We start from the raw sequence: 23,356 nt of genomic DNA on the forward strand, positions 1-23,356 counted from the left end.
TTCCGGAGCGTAACCGATGGCCGATCACGCAATCTCGTCCGATCCTGCGGTGCAGGCGCAGCTCGATCGGTTGGCGTCGCTGTCTCCGGGCGCGGACATCCTCGGGCTGGAGCGAATTTCCGCACTGCTCGCACGGCTGGGCGATCCGCAGCTCAGGATGCCGCCAGTGCTGCATGTCGCGGGGACGAACGGCAAGGGATCGACCTGCGCGTTCCTGCGCGCGACGATCGAGGGCGCGGGGCTGACCGCGCATGTCTATACGAGCCCGCATCTGGTGCGGTTCAACGAGCGGATCCGGCTGGCCGGCACGCTGATCGACGATGCGCTGCTCGCCGCGTTGCTGGCCGAGGTGCTCAATATTGCAGGCGACATTTCGCCGAGCTTCTTCGAGGTCACGACCGCGGCGGCGTTCCTGGCGTTCGCGCGGGTGCCGGCGGATGCGTGCATCGTCGAGGTCGGGCTCGGCGGGCGGCTCGATGCGACCAACGTGCTGGCGGCCCCGGCGGCGTGCGGGATCGCGCAGCTGGGGGTGGATCACCAGGCGTTCCTGGGCGACCGGATCGAGGATATCGCGGCGGAAAAGGCCGGGATCGCGCGGGCCGGCGTGCCGCTGGTGACGATGGCCTATGCGGCGGGGCCGGCTGAGCGTGTCGCCGGGGCGGCTCGGTCGGCCGGGGCGGATCTGTTGCGGGCTGGCGACGAGTGGTTCTTCGCAGCGGAGGCGGACGGCGTTTGCTACACCGATACTCACGGCACATTGCTGCTGGAGCCGCCCGCGTTGGACGGGGCGCATCAGGCGGCCAATCTGGCGCTGGCGGTGGCGATGCTGCGGCATCAGCGGCGGATCGCGGTACCGGACGCGGCGCTCGTTGCGGCCGGGCCGCGTGCTTCGTGGCCGGCGCGGATGCAGCGGATCGATCGCGGAGCGCTGTTCGATCGGCTACCCGCGGGCGCGGACCTGCATATCGACGGGGCGCATAATCCCGCGGCGGCGATGGCGATCGCGCCACATTTGGCGGCGCTGCGCGGGGATGGCCGGCCGCTGGTGGTGGTCGTCGGGTTGCTTGCCAACAAGGATGCGGACGGCGTGCTCGGTCCACTGGCGGGTGTGTCGGACCGGCTGATCGCGGTGCCGGTGCCGGGCCACGCGACGCATGATCCGGTCGCGTTGGCGGACGCGGTGCGGGGACTCGGCGTGCGGGCCGATGCCGAGCCCGACATCGCCGCCGCGTTCGGGCGGGTGATCGCGGAGGCCGATCCGGCTCGGCCGCCGCATGTCGTGGTGCTCGGCTCGCTCTATCTGGCCGGGACCGTGCTCGCCGCGAACGGAACACCACCCGACTGAGATCGCATCGTCGACTCTGCTAATGCGATTGACTTGCAATAGCGGCGATGCTTAGTTGCGCTCCTGACGTTGATGGAGTGCAGCGACATGCCCGGCCCCCGCAGTGAGATTTCCGAAGCCACCAAGATGCTGCCACACGCGATGCCCGCGGCGTCGGCGGACCGGCTGCTGCTGTTCGCGATCCGGCGGATGGCGCAGGGCGGGATCGACGATGCCTATGCCGCCAACGCGATGCTGACCCATTTCGGGCATGGCTTCCGCCGGCCGCTGGTGCTGCTGCGCGCGATGATGGCGGAGGTGTCGCGCGTGTCGGCACGGTCGTTGATGGTGGCGCCCTGCTGCTGCCCGCGCACGACAGCGGACGAGCATGGCCTGCTGACCGCGATCGCCGAGGCGGGCGGCGATCCGCGCGCCGGGCATGACCGGCTGGCGCGGCATATCGGGGTGCGGCACTGCCATGTGGCGGGCGAGACTGCGCGGGCGCTGGCGGAGTCGTTCTGCGATCTGGGGCATCCGTTGAGCGTCGGATAAGCCCCCTGCTCAGCATCCGGTCAGGCTGGATCCCCCTCTTCGGCGCCGGCACTGCCGATCGAGGCGTCGACCAGGCCGGCCCGGATCATCACCCAGAACAGCACCACGCCCGGCAACGCCAGCGCCGTGGTCAGCACATAGAAGTCGACATAGCCGAACCGTTCGATCAGCCCCCCGGCGGTCGTGCCGGTCGCCAGCCGCCCGACGATGCTGGCCGCCGCGGAAATCAGCGCATATTGCGCAGCCGTGAAGCGCAGGTCGCACAGCGCGGAGAAGTAGGCGATGACCGTGACCCCGCCGATCCCGCTCGCGATATTCTCGAACCCGATCGCCCCGGCCATCGCCCAGTTGCTGTGGCCGGACGCGGCAAGGCCCGCAAAGGACAGGTTCGACACCGCCATCAGCACCAGGCTGAGCAGCACGGACCGTTTGAGACCTAGCCGGGCGTACAGGATCCCCCCGATGAAGATGCCGATCAGATAGGCCCAGAAACCGAAGCCGACATCGTAGATCGCGACCTCGTCGTTGGTGTAGCCCAGATCCTCGAACAGCAACCGGAACGTCAGGTTGGCGAGCGTATCGCCGACCTTGTGGATCAGGATGAACAGCAGCACCAGTGCCGCGCCCGGCCGCCGCAGGAACTCGGCGAACGGCCCCCAGATCGATCGGCCGAGTTCGGTGAGACCGCGCCTGCCGACGGGTTCGCGGTGGCGGTCCGGCTCGCCCATCGTCAGCGCGACGATCATTGCCGGTAGCGCGAACACCGCGCAGGCCATGTAGGCAACCTGCCAGCCGACCCGCGCGGCCAGCACCAGCGCCAGCGCGCCGGCCGCCACCGACCCGATCCGCCAGCCATATTGCGACATGCCCGCCCCGACGCCCAGCTGACGCGGTTCGAGCAGCTCGATCCGGTACGCGTCGATGACGATGTCGAACGTCGCGCCGGCGAACCCCAGCAGCACCGCCGCCTGCGCCGTGGCGATCAGGCTGGCGGACGGATCGACCACCGCCAGGTTAAGGACGGCGGCGATCACCAGCAAGCCGGCCAGCAGCATCCACGAAACACGCTGTCCCAATCGACCGATGATGGGCAGCCGGACGCCGTCGACGACCCAGGCCCAGAGCGGTTTCAAATTGTAGACGAGAAACGCCAGCGTGAACGCGGTCACGCTTTTCTTGTCGATCCCGTCCTGCGCCAGACGCGTGGTCAGCGTCGCGCCGATCATCGCGAAGGGAAAGCCCGACGACATGCCCAGGAACAGGGCGGCGATCGGCCCCGCCTCCAGATAAGGACGGATCGCGGCCAGCGGGCCTTCGAAGCGGGGGGTTACTGTCATCAGGCGACCATAACGACGCGCCCCCGATCGGCTACTGGAATTTCGGCGGCCGCGCCGTCTGGTTGATAGCCGATGCCCTCGCGACGTGAGGCCCGAAGCATTTGCTTACTGGCCTCCACACCCTCCGCATCGCCGCCCGGGCGGCGATGCGCCGGCCCTGCAATATCGTCGTCCGGTCTAGAACAGGTCGAGCCCCGGCGGTGGGCGCTTGATCGTACGGCCGGCCATTTTCGCATCGACGGCCTCGATGGCGGCGACCAGTTCGCGGTGGTTGTACGGCTTGTTCAGGACGCCGAGCGCGAGGTCGCGGGCCTCGGGCGGGCACTGGCCCGTGACGAACAGCAGCGGTACGCCGTGCTCCCGCGCCGCTCGCGCGACGTCCAGGCCGCTGCCGTCCGACAGGCTGATGTCGGCGAGCACGAGGTGCAGGCCCTCGGTATCGATGAACCGCAGCGCTTCCTCCACGCGGTCGACGGTCGCGACGATGTCGAACCCGGCGTCGCGCAGGAAATGTTCGTTGTCGAACGCGACGAGCGGCTCGTCCTCGACGATCAGGATGCGCTGGATCGAGCGTTTGCGCTTGCCGAAAAGCATTTGACCGTTACGCCCCCACACGAGTCCCGCCGTAAGTTGATCAGACGGTCTGGCGGATGTTTCGGTTCCGGTTTATTTCCGGCTTTTATACCCGTTTCCAGATCGGACGACCTGACCCTTGCGTACTCCCCGCCGCCCCGGCCCCGCGGCACCCGTTTCGCCCGCCGCAACCCCCGTCGCACCGCCCCCGCCCAAGCCCGCGCGCGAACCCGATCGCGCGCTGAAGAAGCAGGCGGGCGACCCGCAACGCATCGCGAAACTGCTGGCGCGCGCCGGCGTGGCGTCGCGGCGCGAGATCGAACGGATGATCGACGAACGGCGCATCGCAATCGACGGCGTGGCGATCGAGACGCCCGCGACGATCCTCACCTCGCTCCACGGCGTGACGGTGGACGGCAAGCAGGTGAACGCGCCCGCCCCGACCCGGCTGTTCCGCTATCACAAGCCGGCAGGGCTGCTGACCGCCGAGCGCGACCCCAAGGGGCGGCCGACGATCTACGACAAGCTGCCCGAGGGTCTGCCGCGGCTGGTGCCGGTCGGGCGGCTCGATCTCAATACCGAGGGGCTGTTGCTGATGACCACCGACGGTGGGCTGAAGCGCCAGCTGGAACTGCCCGCGACGGGTGTCGAGCGGACGTACCGCGCGCGCGTCTTCGGCGACATCAGCCAGAAGCAGCTCGAGGAACTGATCCACGGGATCGAGATCGAAGGCATCCGCTACGGTTCGATCGACGCCAACCTGGAACGCCGCACCGGCCGCAACGGCTGGGTCGAGATGCGCCTGCGCGAGGGCAAGAACCGCGAGGTCCGGCGCGTGCTGGAGTTTCTTGGACTCCAGGTCAGCCGGCTGATCCGGACGAGCTATGGGCCTTTTCCGCTGGACGACCTGCCGGCGGGGTATGTAGACGAGATCAAGCAGCATGATCTGGTCGCGTTTCGGAAGACGTTGAAGGATTAGCCTTCGGTTTCGGTCCTGCCCTCACCCCGAGTGTGCCCATCCCCCACCCCGTTTTGTTCGAGCTTGTCGAGAACTCTGCGCAAAGTTCTCGACAGGCTCGAACCAAACGGATTTTGAGGTCGCTAGCGTTCTCGACAAGCTCGAACCAAACGGGGCGAGGTGGCGCACCGTTCTCGACAGGCTCGAACCGAACGGTTTAGGGGGTGTCGTGACGCACCTCGTTGCATTCATCATCGGATATCACACCCATGCGCATCATCGCCGGCAGCTGGCGCGGCCGTTCCATCGTATCGCCCAAGGGGGACGACACGCGGCCGACGTCGGACCGGACGCGCGAGGCGTTGTTCTCGATGCTCGCCAGCCGGTTCGGCAGTTTCGAAGGCGTGCGCGTGCTCGACCTGTTCGCCGGGACAGGCGCGCTGGGGCTGGAGGCGCTGTCGCGCGGAGCGGCCTATGCCACGTTCGTGGAGCGCGAGCGGCAGGCGCTGGACGTGCTGAAAGTGAATGTCGCGAAGCTCGCCGCGCCGGGGACGACCGACATCCGCGGCCAGGGCGTCGAGGCGCTGGGGCCGCTCTACGGATCGCGTTACGATCTGGTGCTGATCGACCCGCCCTATCTGTCGGGCGGCGGCGGGGCTTTGCTTGAGCGGCTGGCGCGGCTGGGCTGGTTCGCGCCGGGTGCGCTGGTGTCGGTCGAGACCGGCAAGGCGGAGGTCGTGGCGGCGAAGGGGTTCGAGCAGGATACCGACCGGGTGCACGGGAAGGCGAAGCTGACCTTGTTGCGCTGGGTTGGGGGTGATGAGGCTCCGGTTGCGGCGAAGGTTGAGGCGGTCGACGAGGAGGACGCAGTTGAAGACGAAGCTGAGGACTGACCTCGGACGCCATTAGCCCCCCTCCCTTTCAAGGGACGGGCTGGGGGTGGGTGGTACCGGCAAGCCTTCGCTGTCCCGCTGGTGAAGAGGTAGTACCCACCCCCAACCCCCTCCCTTGAAAGGGAGGGGCTTCGTTTGCGGCTCGTCCCCACCCACCCCCAACAAACTTGCCCCCGCGGCCCGCGTTCCCTACCTGTTCGCGGGTGAACCAGCCGCTCTCTCCCTCGCCCGCCGATCCCGCCTATCTGCGCGGGTTGAACCCGCCGCAGCGGGAGGCGGTGCTGACGACCGAGGGCCCGGTGCTCGTGCTGGCGGGTGCGGGGACCGGCAAGACGTCCGCGCTCACCGCGCGACTCGCGCATCTGGTCGCGACGCGGCGGGCCTGGCCGTCGGAGATCCTGGCGGTCACGTTCACCAACAAGGCGGCGCGCGAGATGCGCGAGCGGATCGGGCGGATCCTGGGCGATGCGGTGGAGGGGATGCCGTGGCTCGGCACGTTCCACTCGATTGCGGCGAAGATGCTGCGCCGTCATGCCGAGCTGGTCGGGTTGCAGAGCAATTTCACGATCCTGGACACCGACGACCAGCTGCGCTTGCTGAAACAGCTGATCGTCGCGGCGGAGATCGACGAGAAGCGCTGGACTCCGCGGATGCTGGCCGGGTTGATCGATCGCTGGAAGAACAAGGGCTGGGTGCCGGCCGATATCGACGCCGCGGAGTCGGAGGCGTTCGCCAACGGCCGCGGCGCGGAGCTGTACGCCGCCTATCAGGCGCGGCTGCGCGGCGTGAACGCGTGCGATTTCGGTGATCTGCTGCTCCACATGCTCGTCATCCTGAAGACGCATCGCGACGTGCTGACACTTTATCAGCAGCGCTTCAAATATGTGCTGGTCGACGAATATCAGGACACCAACAGCAGCCAGTATCTCTGGCTACGACTGATCGCGCAGGAGCGCCGCAACCTGTGCTGCGTGGGGGACGACGACCAGTCGATCTATTCGTGGCGCGGTGCACAGGTCGAGAACATCCTGCGGTTCGGGAAGGATTTCCCGGGCGCGGCGATCATCAAGCTGGAACAGAATTACCGGTCCACGCCGCACATCCTGGCCGCCGCATCGGGCGTGATCGCGCATAATGGCGGCCGGCTGGGCAAGACATTGTGGACGAAGGAGGCGCAGGGCGATCCGGTCAAGGTCGTCGGCGTGTGGGACGGGCCGGAGGAGGCGCGCCGCATCGCCGAGGAGATCGAGGGGCATCAGCGCGGGGGAGGCACTCTAGACCAGGTCGCGATCCTGGTGCGCGCACAGTTCCAGACGCGCGAGCTGGAAGACCGCTTCATCGCGATCGGCATGCCGTACCGGATCGTCGGCGGGTTCCGCTTCTACGAACGGGCCGAGATCCGCGACGCACTCGCCTATCTGCGCGTGATCAGCCAGCCGGCGGACGACCTGGCGTTCGAACGGATCGTCAACGTGCCGAAACGCGGCCTGGGCGACAAGGCGGTGGCCAAGATCCACATGGTCGCACGCGCGCAGGGGCTGCCGCTGTCCTATGCCGCCGCGCGGCTGCTCGATACGGACGAGCTGACCGGGGCGGCGCGCAAGTCGCTGGGCAATCTGGTCGGCGATATCGCGCGCTGGCGCGACCGGCTGGGCTCGCTCGGCCATGCCGAACTGGCGCGGCAGATGCTCGACGAGAGCGGCTATACCGCGATGCTGCAGGCGGATCGCTCCGCCGAGGCGGCCGGGCGACTGGAGAACCTGACCGAGCTGGCGCGTGCGATGGAGGAGTATGAGACGCTGTCCGCGTTCCTCGAGCATGTCAGCCTGGTGATGGACAACGATGCCGCCGCGGACGAGGCGAAGGTGACGATCATGACGATCCACGCCGCCAAGGGGCTGGAGTTCGACACCGTGTTCCTGGCCGGGTGGGAGGAAGGCGTGTTCCCGTCGCAGCGCGCGGTGGACGAAGGCGGGACCGCGGCGGTCGAGGAGGAGCGCCGGCTCGCCTATGTCGCGATCACCCGAGCGCGGCGGAAATGCTTCATCTTCCACGCGGCGAACCGGCGGATCTACGGGCAGTGGACGTCGTCGATCCCGTCGCGCTTCGTGGGCGAGCTGCCCGCCGACCATGTCGATCAGGAAACGACGATGTCGGGCGGCGAGTCGTTGTGGCGCGCGCAGTGGTCGGAGCATCAAGACCCGTTCGCGCATCTCGGGCGCAGCGAAGGTCGCGGCCCCGGCTGGCAGCGGGCGGCCGCGACCGGGGTCGATCTGCGGCCGGCGCGGGTGGTGGAGGCGCGCACCTCGCCGACCAGCTTTGCGGCGAAACCGCGGGCGGACATCGCCGTGGGGATGCGAGTGTTCCACACCAAGTTCGGCTACGGGGCGGTGGCGACGATCGACGGGAACAAGCTGGACATCGACTTCGAGCTATCGGGGCGGAAGCGGGTGCTGGACAGCTTCATTCAGCCGGCTTGAGGACGCCTTAGCGTTTGGATTCGTGACGAATTCCTGAAACCTGGTCCGACCCGCCTCCCCGCCTATTTCGCCCGATCAGGTCGCATGTAGGGCACGAAATCATCCAGAACCACGAAGCCGCCCTGCATGCGCGTGTTGCGGTCGATCAGGCGGACCGCGTCGAGTCGGCAGGCCGAACCGCCGTACAGGGTCGATACGGGGATCACGTTCCAGTCGAGCCAGCTCGCGCCCGATTGCGGCGCGTTGAGATATTTGCGGCCGCCGCCGACGTCGTAGAGCAGACCGACACCGGTGATAACCTGGGTCGATTGGACCGACGACAGCGGCAGGCAGCGGACGGGTTCGCCGCGGACCAGACCCTTGGTGGCCTTGGCAAGTTCCGCCTGCCCGCGTTCGGCCAATGTCTGGCGGTCGCGTGCGGCGACGGGGGCCGTCACGATGGCGGCCAGCATGGCGCAGCTTAGCAAAAACCTCTTCATCACCGCATTCTCCGATCCTCCTGACGATATAGGGTGCGCGAGATAAAGCGCATCTGGCCGCGGGGTCGGAAGCCCAGCTTTGCTCCCGTCAAGCAATCGGAGATTGTGGCGGTGGCGCGGGTGGCCCATCTGCCGGTCATGGCAAATCTTCTCGATCCTGCGGCGCGTGGACGCGTCATCCTGGTAGGGGCCGGCCCGGGCGATCCGGATCTGCTGACGTTGCGCGCCGTGGAGGCGCTGCGGTCGGCCGACGTCGTCGTGCATGACGGGCTGATCGATCCGCGTGTGCTCGATCACGCGCCCGCATCGGCGCAGCGTATCTCGGTCGCCAAGCAGCGCAGCCGCCATACGGTGCCGCAGGAGGGGATCAACGCCCTGATCGTGGCGCATGTCCGTGCGGGCAGCGTGGTCGTGCGGTTGAAGGGCGGCGACCCGTTCGTGTTCGGGCGCGGTGGCGAGGAGGTCGAGGCCGTCCGTGCCGCCGGCTTGCGCGTCGATGTGGTGCCCGGCGTGTCGGCGGCGCTGGGTTGTGCGGCGGAAGCGATGCTGCCGCTGACGCACCGCGACTGGTCGTCGGCGGTCAGCTTCGTCGCGGGGCAGTGCAAGGGGCTGTCCGACCAGAACTGGGCCGGGCTGGCGGGCAAGGGTCGCACGTTGGTGATCTACATGGGCCTGGCGAACGCCACCGCGATCGCGGACAAGCTGATGGCGGACGGTGTTTCGCCCGGCATGCCGGTGGCGGTGCTTGAACGCGGCACCCTGCCCGGATCGCGCGCGATGCGGACGCTGCTGGCGGACCTGGGCGACATGACGGTGCGTGAACGGATCGCCAGCCCGGCGATCATCGTGGTGGGTCAGGTCGTGCTGCTGTCCGACGCGCAGGACCGGCTGCACCAAATCGCAACCCAAGCAGCGGAGGCGTTCGCATGAAGATCTTGACCGGCCAGGACCTGGCATCGGGCGACGTGACGTGGTGGACCGGCAGCGGCTGGTCGCTGCACCTGTTCGATGCGGTCGATGTGGGCGACGCGGGGCCGGCGATCGCCGCGGCCGAGGAGAAGGCGCTGCGCGTCAACGTTCCTTACGTGATCGACGCGACGCAGACCGCGGACGGGCCGATGCCGGCGCACATCAAGGATCGCATCCGTGCGGCCGGGCCGACCGTGCATCCCGCATTCGGCATCCATCCCGAAATTCCGATCCTGAAGACGCCCGCGCAGCATGAGAACAACGCCGACGCCCCGTCCGAAGTGAAGGCGAACTGAGATGTACAAGTACGACACCTACGACCAGACGCTGGTCGATGCGCGCGTCGCGGATTTCGGTGACCAGGTCGCGCGCCGCCTGTCGGGCGAAATGACCGAGGACCAGTTCAAGCCGCTCCGGCTGATGAACGGGCTCTATCTGCAGCTTCACGCCTATATGCTGCGCGTCGCGATCCCGTACGGGACGCTCGACAGCCGGCAGATGCGGATGCTGGGGTCGATCGCGCGCGATTACGACCGCGGTTACGGCCACTTCACGACGCGCCAGAACTTGCAGTTCAACTGGATCAAGCTCGAGGATACGCCCGAGATCCTGGCCAAGCTGGCGACCGTCGAGATGCATGCCATCCAGACGTCGGGCAACTGCATCCGCAACATCTCGTCCGATCAATATGCGGGCGCGGCGGCGGACGAGGTCGGCGATCCGCGGCCGTGGGCGGAGCTGCTGCGCCAGTGGTCGAGCTTCCACCCGGAATTCAGCTACCTGCCGCGCAAGTTCAAGATCGCGGTAATCGGGGCGGAGCAGGACCGCGCGGCGATCCAGCTGCACGACATCGGGTTGCAGATGCGGCGCGACGACGCCGGCGAACTTGGCTTCCGCGTACTGGTGGGTGGTGGCATGGGGCGGACGCCGATGATCGGATCCGTGATCCGTGATTTCATCCCGGCGGCCGACCTGCTGAGCTATGTCGAGGCGTGCCTGCGGGTCTACAACCGCTACGGCCGGCGCGACAATATCTACAAGGCGCGGATCAAGATTCTCGTCCACGAACTCGGCGCGCCGGAATATGCGCGCCAGGTCGAGGAGGAATGGACGCATGTGAAGACGCTCGGGCTCGATCCGCCGCAGGCCGAGTATGACCGGATCGCGGCGTTCTTCGCCCCGCCCGCGTTCGCAGAAGGCCTGCCGACCGAGATCGACCGCAGCGACGCGGGCTTCGCACACTGGGTCGACCAGAATACCGCCGCGCACAAGGCCGCGGGTTATGCGATCGTGACGGTCAGCCTGAAGCCGACCGGCGGTATTCCGGGCGATGCGACCGCGGACCAGATCGACCTGATCGCCGACCTCGCCGAACGCTACAGCTTCGACGAGATGCGCATCACGCACAGCCAGAATGTCGTGTTGCCGCATGTCCAGCGGCAGGATTTGCGTGCGATCTGGGATGCACTGGTCGCCGCGGGGCTCGCCACCGCGAACCTCGATCTGGTGACCGACATCATCGCCTGCCCGGGCCTCGATTATTGCAGCCTGGCCAATGCCCGGTCGATCCCGGTCGCGCAGAAGATCACGGAACGGTTCGCCGATCCGGACCGGCAGCGCGATATCGGCGAGCTGAAGCTGAAGATCAGCGGCTGCATCAACGCGTGCGGCCACCACCATGCCGGCCACATCGGGATCCTGGGCGTAGACCGGAAGGGCGAGGAGAATTACCAGCTCTCGTTCGGCGGATCGGCGGCGGAGGATACCAGCATCGCCAAGATCATCGGCCCCGGTTTTTCCGAGGACGGCGTGGTCGACGCGGTCGAGAAGGCGGTCGAAACATACCGCGGGCTGCGCGAGCCGGGCGAGCGGTTCCTCGACACCTACCGCCGGGTCGGCCTGCAACCGTTCAAGGCCGCGATCTATGGTGACGCCGGCTCCACGACGCCGGTGCGGGAGCCGGTGGCATGATCCGTTTCCGTGACGATGTCGCCCACGACGCGCCCCCCGCCCCGCTGGCCGAGTTCGTCGGCGAGAGCAACGCGACCGCGGTGCGGCTGGAACCGACCGACGATGCGCGCGCGCTGTTGCCGCACCTCGATCGGCTGGCGCTGATCGAGGTCGCTTTCCCCAAGTTCCGCGACGGGCGCGGGTATAGCGCGGGGCGGATCCTGCGCGAGGCCGGCTATCTCGGCGAACTCCGTGCGCAGGGCGATCTGCTCGTGGATCAGATCCCGCTGATGCGGCGCTGCGGGTTCGATTCGTTCGTGCCCGACGTGCCGGTCGACGAGGCGGCGCTGGCCCGCACGCTCGACCGCTACCCGAACGTGTATCAGAAGGCAGCCGACGGCCGAAGTCCGGTCTGGGCCTTGCGACATGGGTGAGCCCGCGCGCCGGATCGACATGATCGATACCGCCCCGGCGTTCACCGCCGCAGACGTCGCGGCACTGAACGCGCGCTACGACGGCGTGGCGACCGACGTCATGCTGCGCGAACTGGTAACCGGCGAACTGGCCGGGCGGATCGCTTTGGTATCCTCGTTCGGCGCGGAGTCGGCGGTGCTGCTGCACCTGGTGTCGGAGATCGACCGGAGCGTGCCGCTGGTGTTCACCAACACGCAGAAGATGTTCGGCGAGACGCTGGCGTACCGCGACGCGCTGTCCGAGCAGCTGGGCTTTACCGACCTGCGCGTCTATCGCCCCGATCCGGCCGCGCTGGCGAAGAAGGACGGCACGGGTCTGCGCTGGTCCTACGATCCGGACGGCTGCTGCGAAATCCGCAAGGTGGAGCCGCTGGCGCGCGCGCTGGCGCCGTTCGATGCCTGGATCAGCGGGCGGAAGGGGTTCCAGGCCAAGACCCGCACCGCCCTGCCGCGCTTCGAACTGGACGAGACGGACGGGTACGGCCGGCTGAAGATCAACCCGCTGGCGAGCTGGACCAAGCCGGAGCTCGACGCCTATTTCGTCGAGCACAAGCTGCCACCCCACCCGCTCGTCGAGCAGGGCTATCTGTCGATCGGCTGCCAGCCCTGCACGAGCAAGGTGCGCCCGGGCGAGGACCCGCGTGCGGGCCGCTGGCGCGGGTGGGACAAGATGGAATGCGGGATCCATGTGAGCGAACTGCCGGGAGAAGAGCCGGCATTCTGAGGGCCTGAATGTGGCTCGGTTTTGTATCCCGGCGGAGGCCGGGATCCAGCTGGGTCGCAGGCGGGGGTCTCGCCTCATAGGTTTGTCACGCACGCCAAGCTGTATCCCCGCATCCGCGGGGATACCGATGGCCGGCTTTGCGGGAGCGAACGTCCGACCGGACGTTGCGCCCCCGACCCCTCTTACTTGAAGCGGAACCCCGCACCCAGCAGTGCGCGCTGGCGGGCGGTGTGGTCGCTATACTGCGAGTACTTATACTCGGCATTGACGTAGAACTTGTCGTTAAGCGAATATTCCGCGCCGCCGCCAAGCTGGTATCCATCGGTGTTGAAGTGATCGTAGAAACCACCCGCACCGTTGACGCCGCTGAAGCTCTTGCGCTGTTCGTTGTTGACGAAGCCGGCCTTGCCGTAGACCAGCACCTGCGGCGTCACCAGGTAACCGGCGCGGACCGCGGCGCCATATTCCTGGAAGCTCTTGTGGCAGACCGTGCCGCCGGACACGCCCGGCGTGCAATTCTCGCCGTCGCTGTTCCAGATCGTGCCTTCCGCGCCGACGACGATCTTGTCGCCGATCTGGCCGTCGAAGCCGACGAGGCCACCATAGCCGATCGAACTGTCGTTCGTGCCCTGCGACTGGAACCGGTCGTAGCCGACCTGGCCTTCGACACGGAAACCGCGGAACGACGTGCCGTTGCCGCCCGTGCTGCTCGCCTTGGTGTAGCTGGCGGCGGTGTCGGCCGGTGCCGGGGCCGGCGCGGCGGTGTCGGTCGGGGCTGGTGCGGCGGTCGACGGATCGGTCGGCGCGGGCGCGGCCATCGCCGGGTCGGTCACCGGTGCGTCGGTGGCCGGCGCGGTGGCGGTCGTCGGGTCGGGCGCGGGCGTGGTGGTGTCCTGCGCGAACGCGACCTGCGCGGTGGCGGCGGCGATGAGGGCGGCGGTTACGACGGATTTATGCACGAATGTCCTCCTTTGGAACTCAAGGAGCGCAGCGTCTATCAGTCCTGCCTGAACCGCGGCTGACAGTTTTTGTAAGGAATGATCACTCCTCTAGCGACCGGAAGCTCTCGTCGGCCAAGTCTGAAAAGCGTGTAATCTTGCTTTCGAACTTCAACGTCACCGTGCCGGTGGCGCCGTGGCGCTGTTTTGCGATCACAAGTTCAGCCTTGCCGTGCGCGTCGGCCATCTTGCGCTGCCAGTCCTCGAACTCCGCGACGGATGCCAGGCTGTCCCCCTCGCCCGCGCTGGCCTCCTTGGGTTTCGCAAAATTAATGTAATATTCCTCGCGGTACACGAACCAGACCATGTCGGCGTCCTGCTCGATCGAGCCGGATTCGCGCAGATCGGACAGCATCGGGCGCTTGTTCTCGCGGCTCTCCACCGCGCGGCTGAGCTGCGACAGCGCGATGACGGGCAGATGCAGTTCCTTGGCGAGCGTCTTTAAGCCGCGGCTGATCTCCGAAATCTCCTGCACGCGGTTGCCGTCGCTGGCCTTGCCGGACCCCTGGAGCAGCTGGAGATAGTCGACCACGATCAGGTTGATGCCGCGCTGCCGCTTCAGCCGGCGCGCACGGGTGCGGAGCGCGGCGATCGTCAGGCCGGGCGTGTCGTCGATATAGAGCGGGAGATTCTCCAGCTCGGCTGCGGCGCGCGCCAGGTTGCGGAAATCCTGCTGGCTGATCTTGCCCATGCGCAGGTTTTCGGAACTGATCCCCGACTGCTCTGACAGGATGCGCGTCGCCAGCTGGTCCGACGACATTTCGAGCGAGAAGAACGCGACGGCCGCGCCGACCGACTTGGCATCCTCGATCCCGTCGTTGCGGTCGCGCACCAGCCGCATCGCCGCGTTGAACGCGATATTGGTGGCGAGCGACGTCTTGCCCATGCCGGGACGGCCGGCCAGGATGATGAGATCGGAGCGGTGCAGGCCGCCCATCTTGCTGTTCACGCTGTCGAGACCGGTGGTGATGCCGGACAGGTGCCCGCCCGATTGCAGCGCTCGTTCGGCGGTTTCGACCGCCATGCGCGTCGCCTGCGCGAAGGTCTTGACCGAACCCTGTTCGCCGCCCTCCTCCGCCACCTTGTAGAGTGCGGTTTCGGCCTCTTCGATCTGGCCCTTCGGATCGACCGACTCGCTGGTGTCGAACGCGGTTTCGACCATGTCGCGCCCGACGCCGATCAGCGCGCGGAGCAAAGCCAGGTCGTAGATCTGCGCGGCGAAATCACGCGCGCCGATCAGCGCGGCACCCGATCCGGTCAGCTGCGCCAGATAGCCCGGCCCGCCCAGTTCGCGCATCTGGCTGTCCGCGTCGAACAGCGGGCGCAGCGTCACCGGATTGGCGATCATGTTCTTGTCGACCATGCGAATGATCGCTTCGTAGATCCGGCCGTGCAGCGACTCGTAGAAATGATCGGGACGGAGCTTAAGCTGCACGTCCTCCATCAGGCGGTTGTCGATCATGAGGGCGCCGAGCAGCGCCGCCTCCGCCTCGACATTGTGGGGCAGCGTCTGTTCGGGCGGCGGGGATGCAACGGTGTAGGGGAATGCAGTGGCCATGCGCGCATCATCGGCGCTTTTGGCCGCACCCTCAACCGCTTGGTCGCGGTCGCCCACAGCTAATCGCTGTCCTGTGGATAAGCCGCGCTGCGATTGCGGCGGCCCGCAGGCTCGGCTAGGCGGATAGGCTGCCATGTCCGATCCCCGTATCATCGCCGTCGATCTGGACGAAAAGACCATCCTGTGGCGCAATGCCGATATTGAACAGGAGCGGCAGATTGCGATCATCGACCTGCTCGAGAACAACCACTTCCGCCCGCTGCGGCCCTATCCCGAGGACTATGCCGGGCCGTTCCGGATTGGCCTGGCGACGCAGGAGGGGCGGCTGGCGATCGACATCATGGCGACCGGCGGCGAGCGGCTGGAGACGCTGATCCTGGGGATGGCGCGGTTCCGCCGGCCGATCCGCGATTATTTCGCGATCTGCGACAGTTATTTCCAGGCGTTGCGCGCGTCGACGCCGCAGCAGATCGAGACGGTGGACATGGCCCGCCGCGGTATCCACAACGATGCCGCGGAGCTTCTGAAAGAAAGACTGGAAGGCAAGATCGACGTGGATTTCGACACCGCCCGCCGCCTGTTCACGCTGATCTGCATGTTGCACATCCGTGGTTGAGGTGGCGATGACCGAGGTCGCCGGACAGGTGCTGATCGACGCGGCGCGCACCGCGGCGGCGAACGCGCATGCGCCTTATTCCAACTTCGCGGTCGGCGCCGCCGTGCTGCTGACTGACGGCAGCATCGTGCCGGGCACCAATTTCGAGAATGCGAGCTACGGCCTGTCGCTGTGCGCGGAGACGGTCGCGCTGGCGGCGGTGAACATGGCCGGGCGGTTGCGCGATGTCGTCGCGATCGGGATCGTCGGCGGCATGATCCGCGGCGACCGGATCGAGGGCACCGCGCCGATCCGGCCGTGCGGGCGCTGCCGCCAGGTGCTGAACGAGGCGGCCCAGGTCGGCAGGCGCGACGTGCTGGTCTATTGCGGGTCGGCGACGGGGGACGAGATCGAGCGGCATGATCTGTCGGATCTGATCCCGTACGCGTTCGGGCCGCGGGATTTGGGCGTGGTGGTGTAGCGCCACCTGCCCCCTCTCCCCTGGGGAGAGGGTTGGGGAGAGGGGTTTGGCTTGAGACGACCTCACCGCAAACCGAAACCGTTGCCCCCTCTCCCAACCCTCTCCCCGGAGGGGAGAGGGCCAGACAGAAGAAAGAGGCTTCATGACCGTCCAATCCGACCGCTGGATCCGCGAACAGGCGGAGGCGCATGGCATGATCGAACCGTTCGTCGAGGCGCAGCGGCGCGACGGGTGCATCAGCTACGGGCTGTCGTCCTACGGGTACGACGCGCGGGTGGCGGACGAGTTCAAGATCTTCACCAACGTGCATTCGGTCACGGTCGACCCGAAGAATTTCGATCCGGACAGCTTCGTCGATCGTCAGACGGACTGCTGCATCATCCCGCCGAACAGCTTCGCGCTCGCCCGGACGGTCGAATATTTCCGCGTGCCGCGCGACGTGCTGGTGATCTGCCTCGGCAAGTCGACCTATGCGCGCTGCGGGATCATCGTGAACGTGACGCCGCTGGAGCCGGGTTGGGAGGGGCATGTGACCCTGGAATTCTCCAACACCACGCCGCTGCCCGCGAAGGTCTATGCCAACGAAGGCGCGTGCCAGTTCCTATTCCTGAAGGGCAACGAGCCGTGCGAGGTAAGCTACGCCGACCGCGCGGGCAAATATATGGGCCAGCGCGGTGTGACGCTGCCGAAGCTGTAGCGCGTCAGCGCTTCACCAGCGTCACCTGCGCTACGTCGATCCCGCCGCCGCGGAAGCCGCCTTCGCAGTACAACAGGTAGTAGCGCCAGAGCCGCACGAAGCGGTCGTCGAAGCCCGGCGGTAGGCGTCCCTCCGCCACCGCGGCGTCGAAGCGGACGCGCCATTGACGCAGCGTTTCGGCATAGTCCGGGCCGAAGCCGACGCGGTCCTGCCAGTCCAGCCCCGCCGCCGCGGCCGCCGCGCGGAAGCGCGATTCGGAGATCAGCATGCCGCCGGGGAAGACATAGGTCTGGATGAAGTCGGCGCTCGCGGCGTAACTCTCGAACACCGCGTCGTCGATCGCGATATACTGGATCGCGGCGCGCCCGCCGGGTTTGAGCGCGCGGGCGATCGCCGCCATGTAGGTCGGCCAATATTCCGCGCCGACCGCCTCGACCATCTCGACGCTGGCGACTGCATCGTAGGTTCCGGTCTCGGCCCGGTAGTCGCGCAGCGCGATCGTGACGGCGTCCGGCACGCGCGCGTCCGCCCACGCCTTCTGTTCCGCCGACAGCGTCAGGCCAGTGACGGTCAGGCCGTAGTCGCGCGCCGCGACGTCGGCGAGCGCCCCCCAGCCGCAGCCGATCTCGAGCAATCGCTGGCCGGGCCGCGTGCCCAGCCGGTCGAGCAGCGCGCCGATCTTGCGCCGCTGCGCCTGTTCGAGCGGTTCGTCCGGGTGGCCGAACATCGCGCTGGAATAGGTCATGCCCGGGTCGAGCCAGGCGGCGTAGAAGTCGTTGCCCAGGTCGTAATGGAACGCGATGTTGCGGCGTGCGCCGCGCGGGTCGTTGCGCCGCCAGGCGTGGGCCATGCGGTTGACGATCCGCCCCCAGCCATGCGCGCGCGCGGTCGCGCCAAGCGGCACGCGGTTGCGCATGAACAGGTCGAACAGCGGCACCGGATCGGGGCTCGACCACTCGCCGTCCGCCCAGCTGCGATACCAGCCGACCGAGCCGGACAGCATCAGCCGCATCAGCGGGCGCCAGTCGTGCAGCGTGACGATCGCAACGGGGCCGGGCTTGCGACCGCCAAGCCGGCGTTTCCGCCCGTCGGGCAAGGTCGCTTCGATTGCGCCCTCCGCCAGACCGCGGTCGACGCGGTCGAGCACGCGGTGGAAGGCGGGCGCTAGAAAGCGCGAGACCCGCCCGCCTCCGGTCGAAAAACCGCGATCGGCCCGGACAAGATGGTCGCCCCGGCGCGGGGTATCGGTCGTCATGCGCGCTCAGTGGCGTCGTGCGGGACGGGATGCAAGCGGAAGCGGGTTTGTCGGCGGCTTAGTCAGTCCGGCGCGCCGGGGTCGCGCGCGGTCACCTTCTTCACCGCCTGCAGCGCGCGCTCGCGCGCCTCGCGGTGGCCGATGATCTTTTCGGGATAGTCGTCCGGGCGGCACCCGGCCTCCTCCGGGTCGTGGATCGCGCCGTCGGACAGGCCCGCGAGTTCGGGCACCCACGTGCGGATATAGTCGGCGGCCTCGAACTTGGGCGACTGGGTCAGTGGCGCCATGATGCGGCCGAACGGGTTGGAGTCGATGCCGGTCCCCGCGACCCATTGCCAGTTGACGCTGTTGTTGCCGTAGTCGGCGTCGATCAGGCAGTCCCAATACCACGCCTCGCCGCGCCGCCAGTCGAGCAGCAGATGCTTGATCATGAAGCTGGCCGCCACCATCCGGACGCGGTTGTGCATCCAGCCATGCGTCCAGAGCTGCCGCATGCCGGCATCGACTAGCGGGTAGCCGGTGCGGCCTTCGGTCCACGCCTTGAAGTCGGCGTCGGCGTCCTTGCCCTCGCGCCACGGCATCGCGTCATAGGCGTTACGGCCGTTGGCGTCGGCATAGCCGGGCAGGATGTCGATGACATTCGAGGTGAAATCGCGCCAGCCGACCTCGCGCAGATAGGGTTCGGTGTCGCCCTTCCCCTTGGCCACCGCGTGCCAGACCGCGGCGGGCGAAACCTCGCCGTGATGGAGGTGCGGGGAAAGCCGAGACGTGCCTTCCTCGGATGGCAGGTTGCGCGCGATATCGTACGCGCCGACCTTCGGCACGAACGCCTTCAGCGCCGCATGCGCTCCGGCCTCGCCGGGCTTCCAGTCGGCGAAGCCGGGCGACCAGTCGGGCGTGGTGGGCAGCAGTTTCCAGTCGGCGAGATCGTCGGACGCGATCTTGCCGGACGGACCGGACAGGTTGCGCGGTGCGGCGATCGGCTCGGGCGGCGGCATGCGTTCGCGGAGCGCCTTCCAGAACGCGGTAAACATGCGGTAGCGGCCGCCCGATCCGGTGCGGATGCTGTCCGGATCGTCGAGCAGCATCCCGCCGTGGAGCTTGAGCGTCAGCGCCTTGCCAAGCGCGTCCTCGGCCGTCTTCCACCAGGGTTCGTAATGATGGACGGCGTGGACCGTCTCCGCGCCAACCTCCTTGGCCAGCTTCGCGATCTCGGCCACCGCATCGCCGCGGCGTAGGATCAGGGGCACGCCCTGCTTCTTCAGGTCCGCGGCCAGCGCGGTCAGGCTGTGGTGCAGCCACCAGCGTTGCGCGCCGCCGATCTTCCACGCGCCGGGCGCGTCGTCGTCGAGTACATAGACCCCCACCACGGGCCCGTCATGGGCGGCGGCCGCCAGCGCCGGCTGGTCCGCCAGACGCAGGTCCTGACGGAACCAGACGATGGATGGGGTGGTCATAAAAGGACGGCTCCGTATCGAACAGGCGCTGGAAACGCCTGACTCCGCCATTTTCTCCGGCATTTTATCCGCGCGCGCTTATCCGCGCGCAGCCCCCGCCAGCGTCGTCATCGCCGCGACGTGGCGCGTGGCCACCGCGAGCCGGTCATTGCCGTAGCCGCCGCCCATCGTGCTGGCGACCGGTATCCCGCGCGCCGCGGCGATGACATGCCGTTCTCGCGCGGCGAGCCCCGCGTCGCTCAGCGCCAGCCGGCCCAGCCGGTCGTCGCGGTGCGGATCGACGCCGGCCTGGTACAGGATCAGGTCGGGCGCGAACCCGTCGATCACGCGTGGCAGATGATCGTCGAGGATCGCGAGATAGGCCTCGTCCCCCACCCCGTCGGGCAGGTCGACGTCGAGCGACGAGGCGACCTTCCGAACAGGGAAGTTCTTCACCGCATGGACCGACAGCGTGAATATGTCGTCGCGCCCCGTGGTCAACGCCGCGGTGCCGTCGCCCTGATGCACGTCGAGATCGAGGATCAGGATGCGGTCGACGTCGCGCTCCGCGATCAGCCGGTTGGCGGCGATGACGAGGTCGTTGAACACGCAGTAGCCCGCGCCCGTGTCGTACAGCGCATGGTGGCTGCCCCCCGCGGCATTGGCGGCAAACCCGTGGCGCATCGCCAGTTTCGCCGCCAGCCAGGTGCCGCCCGGCGACAGCAAGGCCCGCCGCGCGACGCGTTCGGTGACGGGAAAACCGATCCGCCGCGTCTTGTCGGCCGGCACGGTGCAGGACAGCACCTGTTCGACATAGTCGGGGTCGTGGACCGCCTCGACCCAGTCGCGCGGCATCGGATCGGGCGTGTGGACGATGTGCGGATAGCCGCCGTTCGACAGCACCTCCATGACGAGCCCGTATTTGTCGAACGTGAACGTCGATCCCGGCGGTGGTGGCGAAACATAGGCCGGGTGGTGGACGACGTGCAGCATCGCGGACTAGGTAGGCACGCGCCGCTGCGGAGAGAAGTGCATGACCGATATGAGACAGCCCCCCGCCTATACGACCGACGGCCTGCCCCCCGCGCGCCCAGATGTGCGCGCGTTCCTCGATTATCTGAACGCCCTGCCCGGCCCGCGCAGTCACGAGATAGGCGCGGTCGCAGCGCGCCAGCAGATGCGCGATTCGCGGTCGCTGGTCGATCTGGACGTCGGGCCGCTCGCGGTGCTCCGCGACCTGTCCTGCCCGCGGCCCGACGGCAGCATGATCCCGCTGCGGCTGTACGATCCGCGCCCGTCGCGGGCGCCGGGGCCGGTGATGGTGTTCTTCCACGGCGGCGGCTTCGTGATCGGCGATCTGGACACGCACGAGCCGGCCTGTGCGGAGATCGCCCGGACGCTCGACATGCCGGTGGTGTCGGTCGATTACCGGCTGGCCCCCGAATATCCGTGGCCGGCGGCGCCCGACGATTGCGAGACGGCGGCGCGCTGGGTCGCGACGGGACCGGCGGACCTCGGTTTTGGCGTCACCTCGCTGGTGCTGGCCGGCGACAGCGCCGGCGGCACGCTGACCGTCGTCACCGCGCTCGCGCTGCGCGACCGGGCGGCGGACGTGCCGGTCGTGGCGCAGTGGCCGATCTATCCGGCGGTCGACAAGGCGACCGAATATGCGTCGTTCGCGCAGTTCGCCGATGGCTATTTCCTGACGCGCGAGGGGATGGCGTGGTTTCACGACAGCTACGCGCCCAACGTCGCGGACTGGCGCGGATCGCCGTTGATCGCGTCGCAGCACGACATGCCCGCCACGCTGGTGGTGACCGCCGGGCTCGACCCGCTGCGCGATCAGGGCCGTGCCTATGCCGCCAAGACGATCCAGGCCGGTGTGCCGACGATCTACCGCGAAGCGGTGGGCAACGTGCACGGCTTCATCAGCCTGCGTCGCGCGATCCCGTCGTCGCAGGGCGATCTGGCGATGTGCCTGGCGGTGCTGAAACCGATGATCGCGGAGGCGGAGGCCAACCGCGTGATGGCGCAGGCGGCACCGCGATGAGCGCCGACCAGTATCGCCCCGCCGCCGGCATCATGCTGCTCAACCGCGACGGCCGCGTGTTCGTGGCGCAGCGTCTCGATACCACGCTGGATGCCTGGCAGATGCCGCAGGGCGGGCTCGACCCCGGCGAGGATGCCGAAGCGGGTGCGCTACGCGAGCTGGAGGAGGAGACCGGTATTCCGGCGCGGCTGGTGGAGATCATTGCGCGGTCGCGGGGCGAGTTGCGCTACGACCTGCCGACCGATCTGGCCGGGTCGCTCTGGCGCGGCAAATGGCGGGGGCAGCGGCAGGTCTGGTTCCTGATGCGCTACCTGGGCCAGGACGATGAAATCGACATCGAGACCCCGCATCCGGAGTTTCGCGCGTGGAAATGGGCCGAACCGCGCGAACTTCCGGACATGATCGTGCCGTTCAAGGCAGAATTGTACCGCGACGTGCTACGCGAGTTCGCCGATCATTTGTCGCCCGAGTAGCCCATGACCCCCTTGATTCTGTTCGCCGCGCAGGTGCTGACCCTGCCGCCGGAGCTGCTGGAACCGGTTACGCCGGCACCGCCGCCCCCGCCCGTGATGGTGTTCTTCCTGCCACCGCCGCCCGATCCGTTACCGCTGCTCGAACCGCGCCGGCCGGAGGATGCGCCGCCGGTGCTGCCCGAACAGATCCGCGCGGTGGTGAATGCCGCGGTCAGCAGCGGCGATCCCGCGGCGGTCGCGGCGGTCGTGAAGTTCGCCAAGACCACCAACCCCGAAACCGCGGTGCAGATCGACCGGATCAACGAGGCGTATCTCGCCCGCGTCGCCGCACGCAAGGCACGGGAGGCGCGCGAGAAGCGCGACGCACTGATGCTCGCCGGGCCGCTCGATTACTGGAAGGGTTCGGTCGAACTGGGCGCGTCGCGATCGACCGGCAACACCGATGCACTGGGCGTCTATGCGGGCGCCGCCGCGACGCGCGAGGGGATCGACTGGCGCCACAAGCTGACCGGGCGGATCGATTACCAGCGGACCGACGGGGTGACGAGCACGGAGCGGTTCAACGCGGCGTACCAGCCGAACTACAAGATCGACGAGCAGCTCTACGTCTACGGCCTCGCGCAATATGAGCGCGATCGGCTGCTCGGCTACACCACGCGTCTGACCGCGGGCGGCGGGATCGGGTACAGCGTGTTCCGCACCGGACCGATCAAGCTGGACCTCGAAGGCGGGCCGGCGCTGCGCCGCACCAACTATGTCGAACTGCCCGAGGAAAGCGGCATCGCCGGGCGCGGATCGCTCAACATGACGTGGAACGTGACGCCCAGGCTGGTGCTGACCCAGAACGCGTCATTCTATCTGGAGCCGGACAACCGCAGTGCGACGTCGAGTACGTCGCTCGACACGACAATTCTGGGATCGCTGAAGGCGCGCTTCTCTTACAACGTGCAGTATGAGCGCGCCGCGCCGACGCGGAACCGGTCGGTCGATACGCTGGGGCGGGCAACGCTGGTCTACGGGTTTTAGGGGGCGGAGTTGGGGTCGACCTACTTCGTCACCCCTGACCGCTCCTTCCCCCACCCCGTTTGGTTCGAGCCTGTC

24 protein-coding genes are annotated in these 23,356 nt (G+C 67.8%); 16 read left to right on the forward strand and 8 right to left on the reverse strand.

What is annotated here, in order from left to right; translation table 11 throughout:
- Positions 1 to 16 precede the first annotated feature (16 nt).
- A complete protein-coding gene (locus tag IEX50_RS01585; RefSeq protein ID WP_157177203.1) occupies positions 17 to 1,345 on the forward strand; it encodes a bifunctional folylpolyglutamate synthase/dihydrofolate synthase in 1,329 nt (442 codons plus the stop codon).
- A gap of 87 nt (positions 1,346 to 1,432) precedes the next feature.
- Positions 1,433 to 1,876 carry a DUF6628 family protein gene (locus IEX50_RS01590; protein WP_229673573.1) on the forward strand — a complete coding sequence of 148 codons (444 nt, stop codon included), beginning with the start codon at positions 1,433 to 1,435 and terminating at the stop codon, positions 1,874 to 1,876.
- A 20-nt stretch (positions 1,877 to 1,896) separates the two neighbouring features.
- Here IEX50_RS01590 and IEX50_RS01595 read toward each other — a convergent pair whose 3' ends face one another.
- Both IEX50_RS01595 and IEX50_RS01600 read right to left on the reverse strand, forming a co-directional pair.
- Entirely contained in the window at positions 1,897 to 3,213 is a 1,317-nt protein-coding gene (locus IEX50_RS01595) for an AmpG family muropeptide MFS transporter (protein WP_157177204.1), read from the reverse strand.
- A 177-nt stretch (positions 3,214 to 3,390) separates the two neighbouring features.
- Positions 3,391 to 3,807, reverse strand: coding sequence for a response regulator (locus IEX50_RS01600; protein WP_157177205.1), 417 nt, complete (start codon positions 3,805 to 3,807; stop codon positions 3,391 to 3,393).
- 118 nt (positions 3,808 to 3,925) lie between these two features.
- Here IEX50_RS01600 and IEX50_RS01605 point away from each other — a divergent pair, with 118 nt between their 5' ends.
- The 3 genes from IEX50_RS01605 to IEX50_RS01615 all read left to right on the forward strand — a co-directional run bounded on the left by IEX50_RS01605 (position 3,926) and on the right by IEX50_RS01615 (position 8,117).
- On the forward strand, positions 3,926 to 4,765 hold the full coding sequence (locus IEX50_RS01605) for a pseudouridine synthase (RefSeq protein WP_229673574.1): 840 nt from the start codon (positions 3,926 to 3,928) through the stop codon (positions 4,763 to 4,765).
- A 248-nt stretch (positions 4,766 to 5,013) separates the two neighbouring features.
- Positions 5,014 to 5,637 (forward strand): 16S rRNA (guanine(966)-N(2))-methyltransferase RsmD, encoded by a 624-nt coding sequence (gene rsmD, locus IEX50_RS01610; RefSeq protein WP_157177206.1) that lies wholly within the window; start codon positions 5,014 to 5,016, stop codon positions 5,635 to 5,637.
- A gap of 203 nt (positions 5,638 to 5,840) precedes the next feature.
- Positions 5,841 to 8,117 (forward strand): ATP-dependent helicase, encoded by a 2,277-nt coding sequence (locus IEX50_RS01615; protein ID WP_157177207.1) that lies wholly within the window; start codon positions 5,841 to 5,843, stop codon positions 8,115 to 8,117.
- A 62-nt stretch (positions 8,118 to 8,179) separates the two neighbouring features.
- Here IEX50_RS01615 and IEX50_RS01620 read toward each other — a convergent pair whose 3' ends face one another.
- The gene (locus tag IEX50_RS01620) at positions 8,180 to 8,596 is read right to left on the reverse strand and encodes a hypothetical protein (protein ID WP_157177208.1); all 417 of its coding nucleotides are present in this window, start codon (positions 8,594 to 8,596) and stop codon (positions 8,180 to 8,182) included.
- A 138-nt stretch (positions 8,597 to 8,734) separates the two neighbouring features.
- On the opposite strand from IEX50_RS01620, the gene cobA reads away from it, so the two are divergent.
- From cobA to IEX50_RS01645, 5 genes are read left to right on the forward strand one after another with little or no spacing between them, the layout of a single operon-like run.
- A complete protein-coding gene (gene cobA / locus IEX50_RS01625; protein ID WP_157177396.1) occupies positions 8,735 to 9,526 on the forward strand; it encodes a uroporphyrinogen-III C-methyltransferase in 792 nt (263 codons plus the stop codon).
- Positions 9,523 to 9,861 (forward strand): DUF2849 domain-containing protein, encoded by a 339-nt coding sequence (locus IEX50_RS01630; protein ID WP_157177209.1) that lies wholly within the window; start codon positions 9,523 to 9,525, stop codon positions 9,859 to 9,861. The genes cobA and IEX50_RS01630 overlap by 4 nt, the downstream gene beginning before the upstream one ends.
- Before the next feature lies 1 nt (position 9,862).
- Positions 9,863 to 11,536 carry a nitrite/sulfite reductase gene (locus IEX50_RS01635; protein WP_157177210.1) on the forward strand — a complete coding sequence of 558 codons (1,674 nt, stop codon included), beginning with the start codon at positions 9,863 to 9,865 and terminating at the stop codon, positions 11,534 to 11,536.
- Positions 11,533 to 11,949 carry a DUF934 domain-containing protein gene (locus IEX50_RS01640; RefSeq protein WP_157177211.1) on the forward strand — a complete coding sequence of 139 codons (417 nt, stop codon included), beginning with the start codon at positions 11,533 to 11,535 and terminating at the stop codon, positions 11,947 to 11,949. Before IEX50_RS01635 ends, IEX50_RS01640 begins: the two co-directional genes overlap by 4 nt.
- Complete coding sequence (locus IEX50_RS01645) at positions 11,942 to 12,712, forward strand: phosphoadenylyl-sulfate reductase (RefSeq protein WP_157177212.1); 771 nt, start codon at positions 11,942 to 11,944, stop codon at positions 12,710 to 12,712. Before IEX50_RS01640 ends, IEX50_RS01645 begins: the two co-directional genes overlap by 8 nt.
- Before the next feature lie 182 nt (positions 12,713 to 12,894).
- Here the strand turns inward: IEX50_RS01645 and IEX50_RS01650 are convergent, their stop codons facing one another.
- Both IEX50_RS01650 and IEX50_RS01655 read right to left on the reverse strand, forming a co-directional pair.
- On the reverse strand, positions 12,895 to 13,671 hold the full coding sequence (locus IEX50_RS01650) for an outer membrane protein (RefSeq protein ID WP_229673575.1): 777 nt from the start codon (positions 13,669 to 13,671) through the stop codon (positions 12,895 to 12,897).
- An 82-nt stretch (positions 13,672 to 13,753) separates the two neighbouring features.
- Entirely contained in the window at positions 13,754 to 15,268 is a 1,515-nt protein-coding gene (locus tag IEX50_RS01655; protein ID WP_157177213.1) for a replicative DNA helicase, read from the reverse strand.
- 133 nt (positions 15,269 to 15,401) lie between these two features.
- Between IEX50_RS01655 and IEX50_RS01660 the strand changes: the two genes are divergently transcribed.
- From IEX50_RS01660 to dcd, 3 genes are all read left to right on the forward strand, one after another.
- Positions 15,402 to 15,884, forward strand: coding sequence for a UPF0262 family protein (locus IEX50_RS01660; protein ID WP_157177214.1), 483 nt, complete (start codon positions 15,402 to 15,404; stop codon positions 15,882 to 15,884).
- Between the two features lie 7 nt (positions 15,885 to 15,891).
- Entirely contained in the window at positions 15,892 to 16,344 is a 453-nt protein-coding gene (locus IEX50_RS01665) for a cytidine deaminase (protein ID WP_157177215.1), read from the forward strand.
- A gap of 142 nt (positions 16,345 to 16,486) precedes the next feature.
- The gene (gene dcd / locus IEX50_RS01670; RefSeq protein WP_157177216.1) at positions 16,487 to 17,041 is read left to right on the forward strand and encodes a dCTP deaminase; all 555 of its coding nucleotides are present in this window, start codon (positions 16,487 to 16,489) and stop codon (positions 17,039 to 17,041) included.
- Between the two features lie 4 nt (positions 17,042 to 17,045).
- Here dcd and IEX50_RS01675 read toward each other — a convergent pair whose 3' ends face one another.
- The 3 genes from IEX50_RS01675 to IEX50_RS01685 form a co-directional block, all read right to left on the reverse strand.
- The gene (locus IEX50_RS01675; RefSeq protein ID WP_157177217.1) at positions 17,046 to 18,296 is read right to left on the reverse strand and encodes an SAM-dependent methyltransferase; all 1,251 of its coding nucleotides are present in this window, start codon (positions 18,294 to 18,296) and stop codon (positions 17,046 to 17,048) included.
- 62 nt (positions 18,297 to 18,358) lie between these two features.
- Entirely contained in the window at positions 18,359 to 19,753 is a 1,395-nt protein-coding gene (locus tag IEX50_RS01680; RefSeq protein ID WP_157177218.1) for a cryptochrome/photolyase family protein, read from the reverse strand.
- A 78-nt stretch (positions 19,754 to 19,831) separates the two neighbouring features.
- The gene (locus IEX50_RS01685; RefSeq protein WP_157177219.1) at positions 19,832 to 20,725 is read right to left on the reverse strand and encodes a histone deacetylase family protein; all 894 of its coding nucleotides are present in this window, start codon (positions 20,723 to 20,725) and stop codon (positions 19,832 to 19,834) included.
- Between the two features lie 40 nt (positions 20,726 to 20,765).
- Here IEX50_RS01685 and IEX50_RS01690 point away from each other — a divergent pair, with 40 nt between their 5' ends.
- The 3 genes from IEX50_RS01690 to IEX50_RS01700 are packed head-to-tail and all read left to right on the forward strand — an operon-like array spanning position 20,766 to position 23,281.
- Complete coding sequence (locus IEX50_RS01690) at positions 20,766 to 21,782, forward strand: alpha/beta hydrolase (protein WP_229673576.1); 1,017 nt, start codon at positions 20,766 to 20,768, stop codon at positions 21,780 to 21,782.
- Positions 21,779 to 22,255 carry an RNA pyrophosphohydrolase gene (locus IEX50_RS01695; protein ID WP_157177220.1) on the forward strand — a complete coding sequence of 159 codons (477 nt, stop codon included), beginning with the start codon at positions 21,779 to 21,781 and terminating at the stop codon, positions 22,253 to 22,255. Before IEX50_RS01690 ends, IEX50_RS01695 begins: the two co-directional genes overlap by 4 nt.
- 3 nt (positions 22,256 to 22,258) lie before the next feature.
- Positions 22,259 to 23,281, forward strand: coding sequence for a DUF481 domain-containing protein (locus tag IEX50_RS01700; RefSeq protein WP_157177221.1), 1,023 nt, complete (start codon positions 22,259 to 22,261; stop codon positions 23,279 to 23,281).
- Positions 23,282 to 23,356 lie beyond the last annotated feature (75 nt).

It is taken from the genome of Sphingomonas prati (assembly GCF_014643515.1).
Lineage (GTDB): Bacteria > Pseudomonadota > Alphaproteobacteria > Sphingomonadales > Sphingomonadaceae > Sphingomonas_R > Sphingomonas_R prati.

What these genes read in the sequence shown, in the direction of transcription:
- IEX50_RS01585 (WP_157177203.1), top strand. Translation starts at nt 17, where the DNA reads ATGGCCGATCACGCAATCTCGTCCGATCCTGCGGTGCAGGCGCAGCTC.
- IEX50_RS01590 (WP_229673573.1), top strand. Translation starts at nt 1,433, where the DNA reads ATGCCCGGCCCCCGCAGTGAGATTTCCGAAGCCACCAAGATGCTGCCA.
- IEX50_RS01595 (WP_157177204.1), bottom strand. Translation starts at nt 3,213, where the DNA reads ATGACAGTAACCCCCCGCTTCGAAGGCCCGCTGGCCGCGATCCGTCCT.
- IEX50_RS01600 (WP_157177205.1), bottom strand. Translation starts at nt 3,807, where the DNA reads ATGCTTTTCGGCAAGCGCAAACGCTCGATCCAGCGCATCCTGATCGTC.
- rsmD (WP_157177206.1), top strand. Translation starts at nt 5,014, where the DNA reads ATGCGCATCATCGCCGGCAGCTGGCGCGGCCGTTCCATCGTATCGCCC.
- IEX50_RS01620 (WP_157177208.1), bottom strand. Translation starts at nt 8,596, where the DNA reads ATGAAGAGGTTTTTGCTAAGCTGCGCCATGCTGGCCGCCATCGTGACG.
- cobA (WP_157177396.1), top strand. Translation starts at nt 8,735, where the DNA reads ATGGCAAATCTTCTCGATCCTGCGGCGCGTGGACGCGTCATCCTGGTA.
- IEX50_RS01630 (WP_157177209.1), top strand. Translation starts at nt 9,523, where the DNA reads ATGAAGATCTTGACCGGCCAGGACCTGGCATCGGGCGACGTGACGTGG.
- IEX50_RS01635 (WP_157177210.1), top strand. Translation starts at nt 9,863, where the DNA reads ATGTACAAGTACGACACCTACGACCAGACGCTGGTCGATGCGCGCGTC.
- IEX50_RS01640 (WP_157177211.1), top strand. Translation starts at nt 11,533, where the DNA reads ATGATCCGTTTCCGTGACGATGTCGCCCACGACGCGCCCCCCGCCCCG.
- IEX50_RS01645 (WP_157177212.1), top strand. Translation starts at nt 11,942, where the DNA reads ATGGGTGAGCCCGCGCGCCGGATCGACATGATCGATACCGCCCCGGCG.
- IEX50_RS01655 (WP_157177213.1), bottom strand. Translation starts at nt 15,268, where the DNA reads ATGGCCACTGCATTCCCCTACACCGTTGCATCCCCGCCGCCCGAACAG.
- IEX50_RS01660 (WP_157177214.1), top strand. Translation starts at nt 15,402, where the DNA reads ATGTCCGATCCCCGTATCATCGCCGTCGATCTGGACGAAAAGACCATC.
- IEX50_RS01665 (WP_157177215.1), top strand. Translation starts at nt 15,892, where the DNA reads ATGACCGAGGTCGCCGGACAGGTGCTGATCGACGCGGCGCGCACCGCG.
- dcd (WP_157177216.1), top strand. Translation starts at nt 16,487, where the DNA reads ATGACCGTCCAATCCGACCGCTGGATCCGCGAACAGGCGGAGGCGCAT.
- IEX50_RS01675 (WP_157177217.1), bottom strand. Translation starts at nt 18,296, where the DNA reads ATGACGACCGATACCCCGCGCCGGGGCGACCATCTTGTCCGGGCCGAT.
- IEX50_RS01680 (WP_157177218.1), bottom strand. Translation starts at nt 19,753, where the DNA reads ATGACCACCCCATCCATCGTCTGGTTCCGTCAGGACCTGCGTCTGGCG.
- IEX50_RS01685 (WP_157177219.1), bottom strand. Translation starts at nt 20,725, where the DNA reads ATGCTGCACGTCGTCCACCACCCGGCCTATGTTTCGCCACCACCGCCG.
- IEX50_RS01690 (WP_229673576.1), top strand. Translation starts at nt 20,766, where the DNA reads ATGACCGATATGAGACAGCCCCCCGCCTATACGACCGACGGCCTGCCC.
- IEX50_RS01695 (WP_157177220.1), top strand. Translation starts at nt 21,779, where the DNA reads ATGAGCGCCGACCAGTATCGCCCCGCCGCCGGCATCATGCTGCTCAAC.
- IEX50_RS01700 (WP_157177221.1), top strand. Translation starts at nt 22,259, where the DNA reads ATGACCCCCTTGATTCTGTTCGCCGCGCAGGTGCTGACCCTGCCGCCG.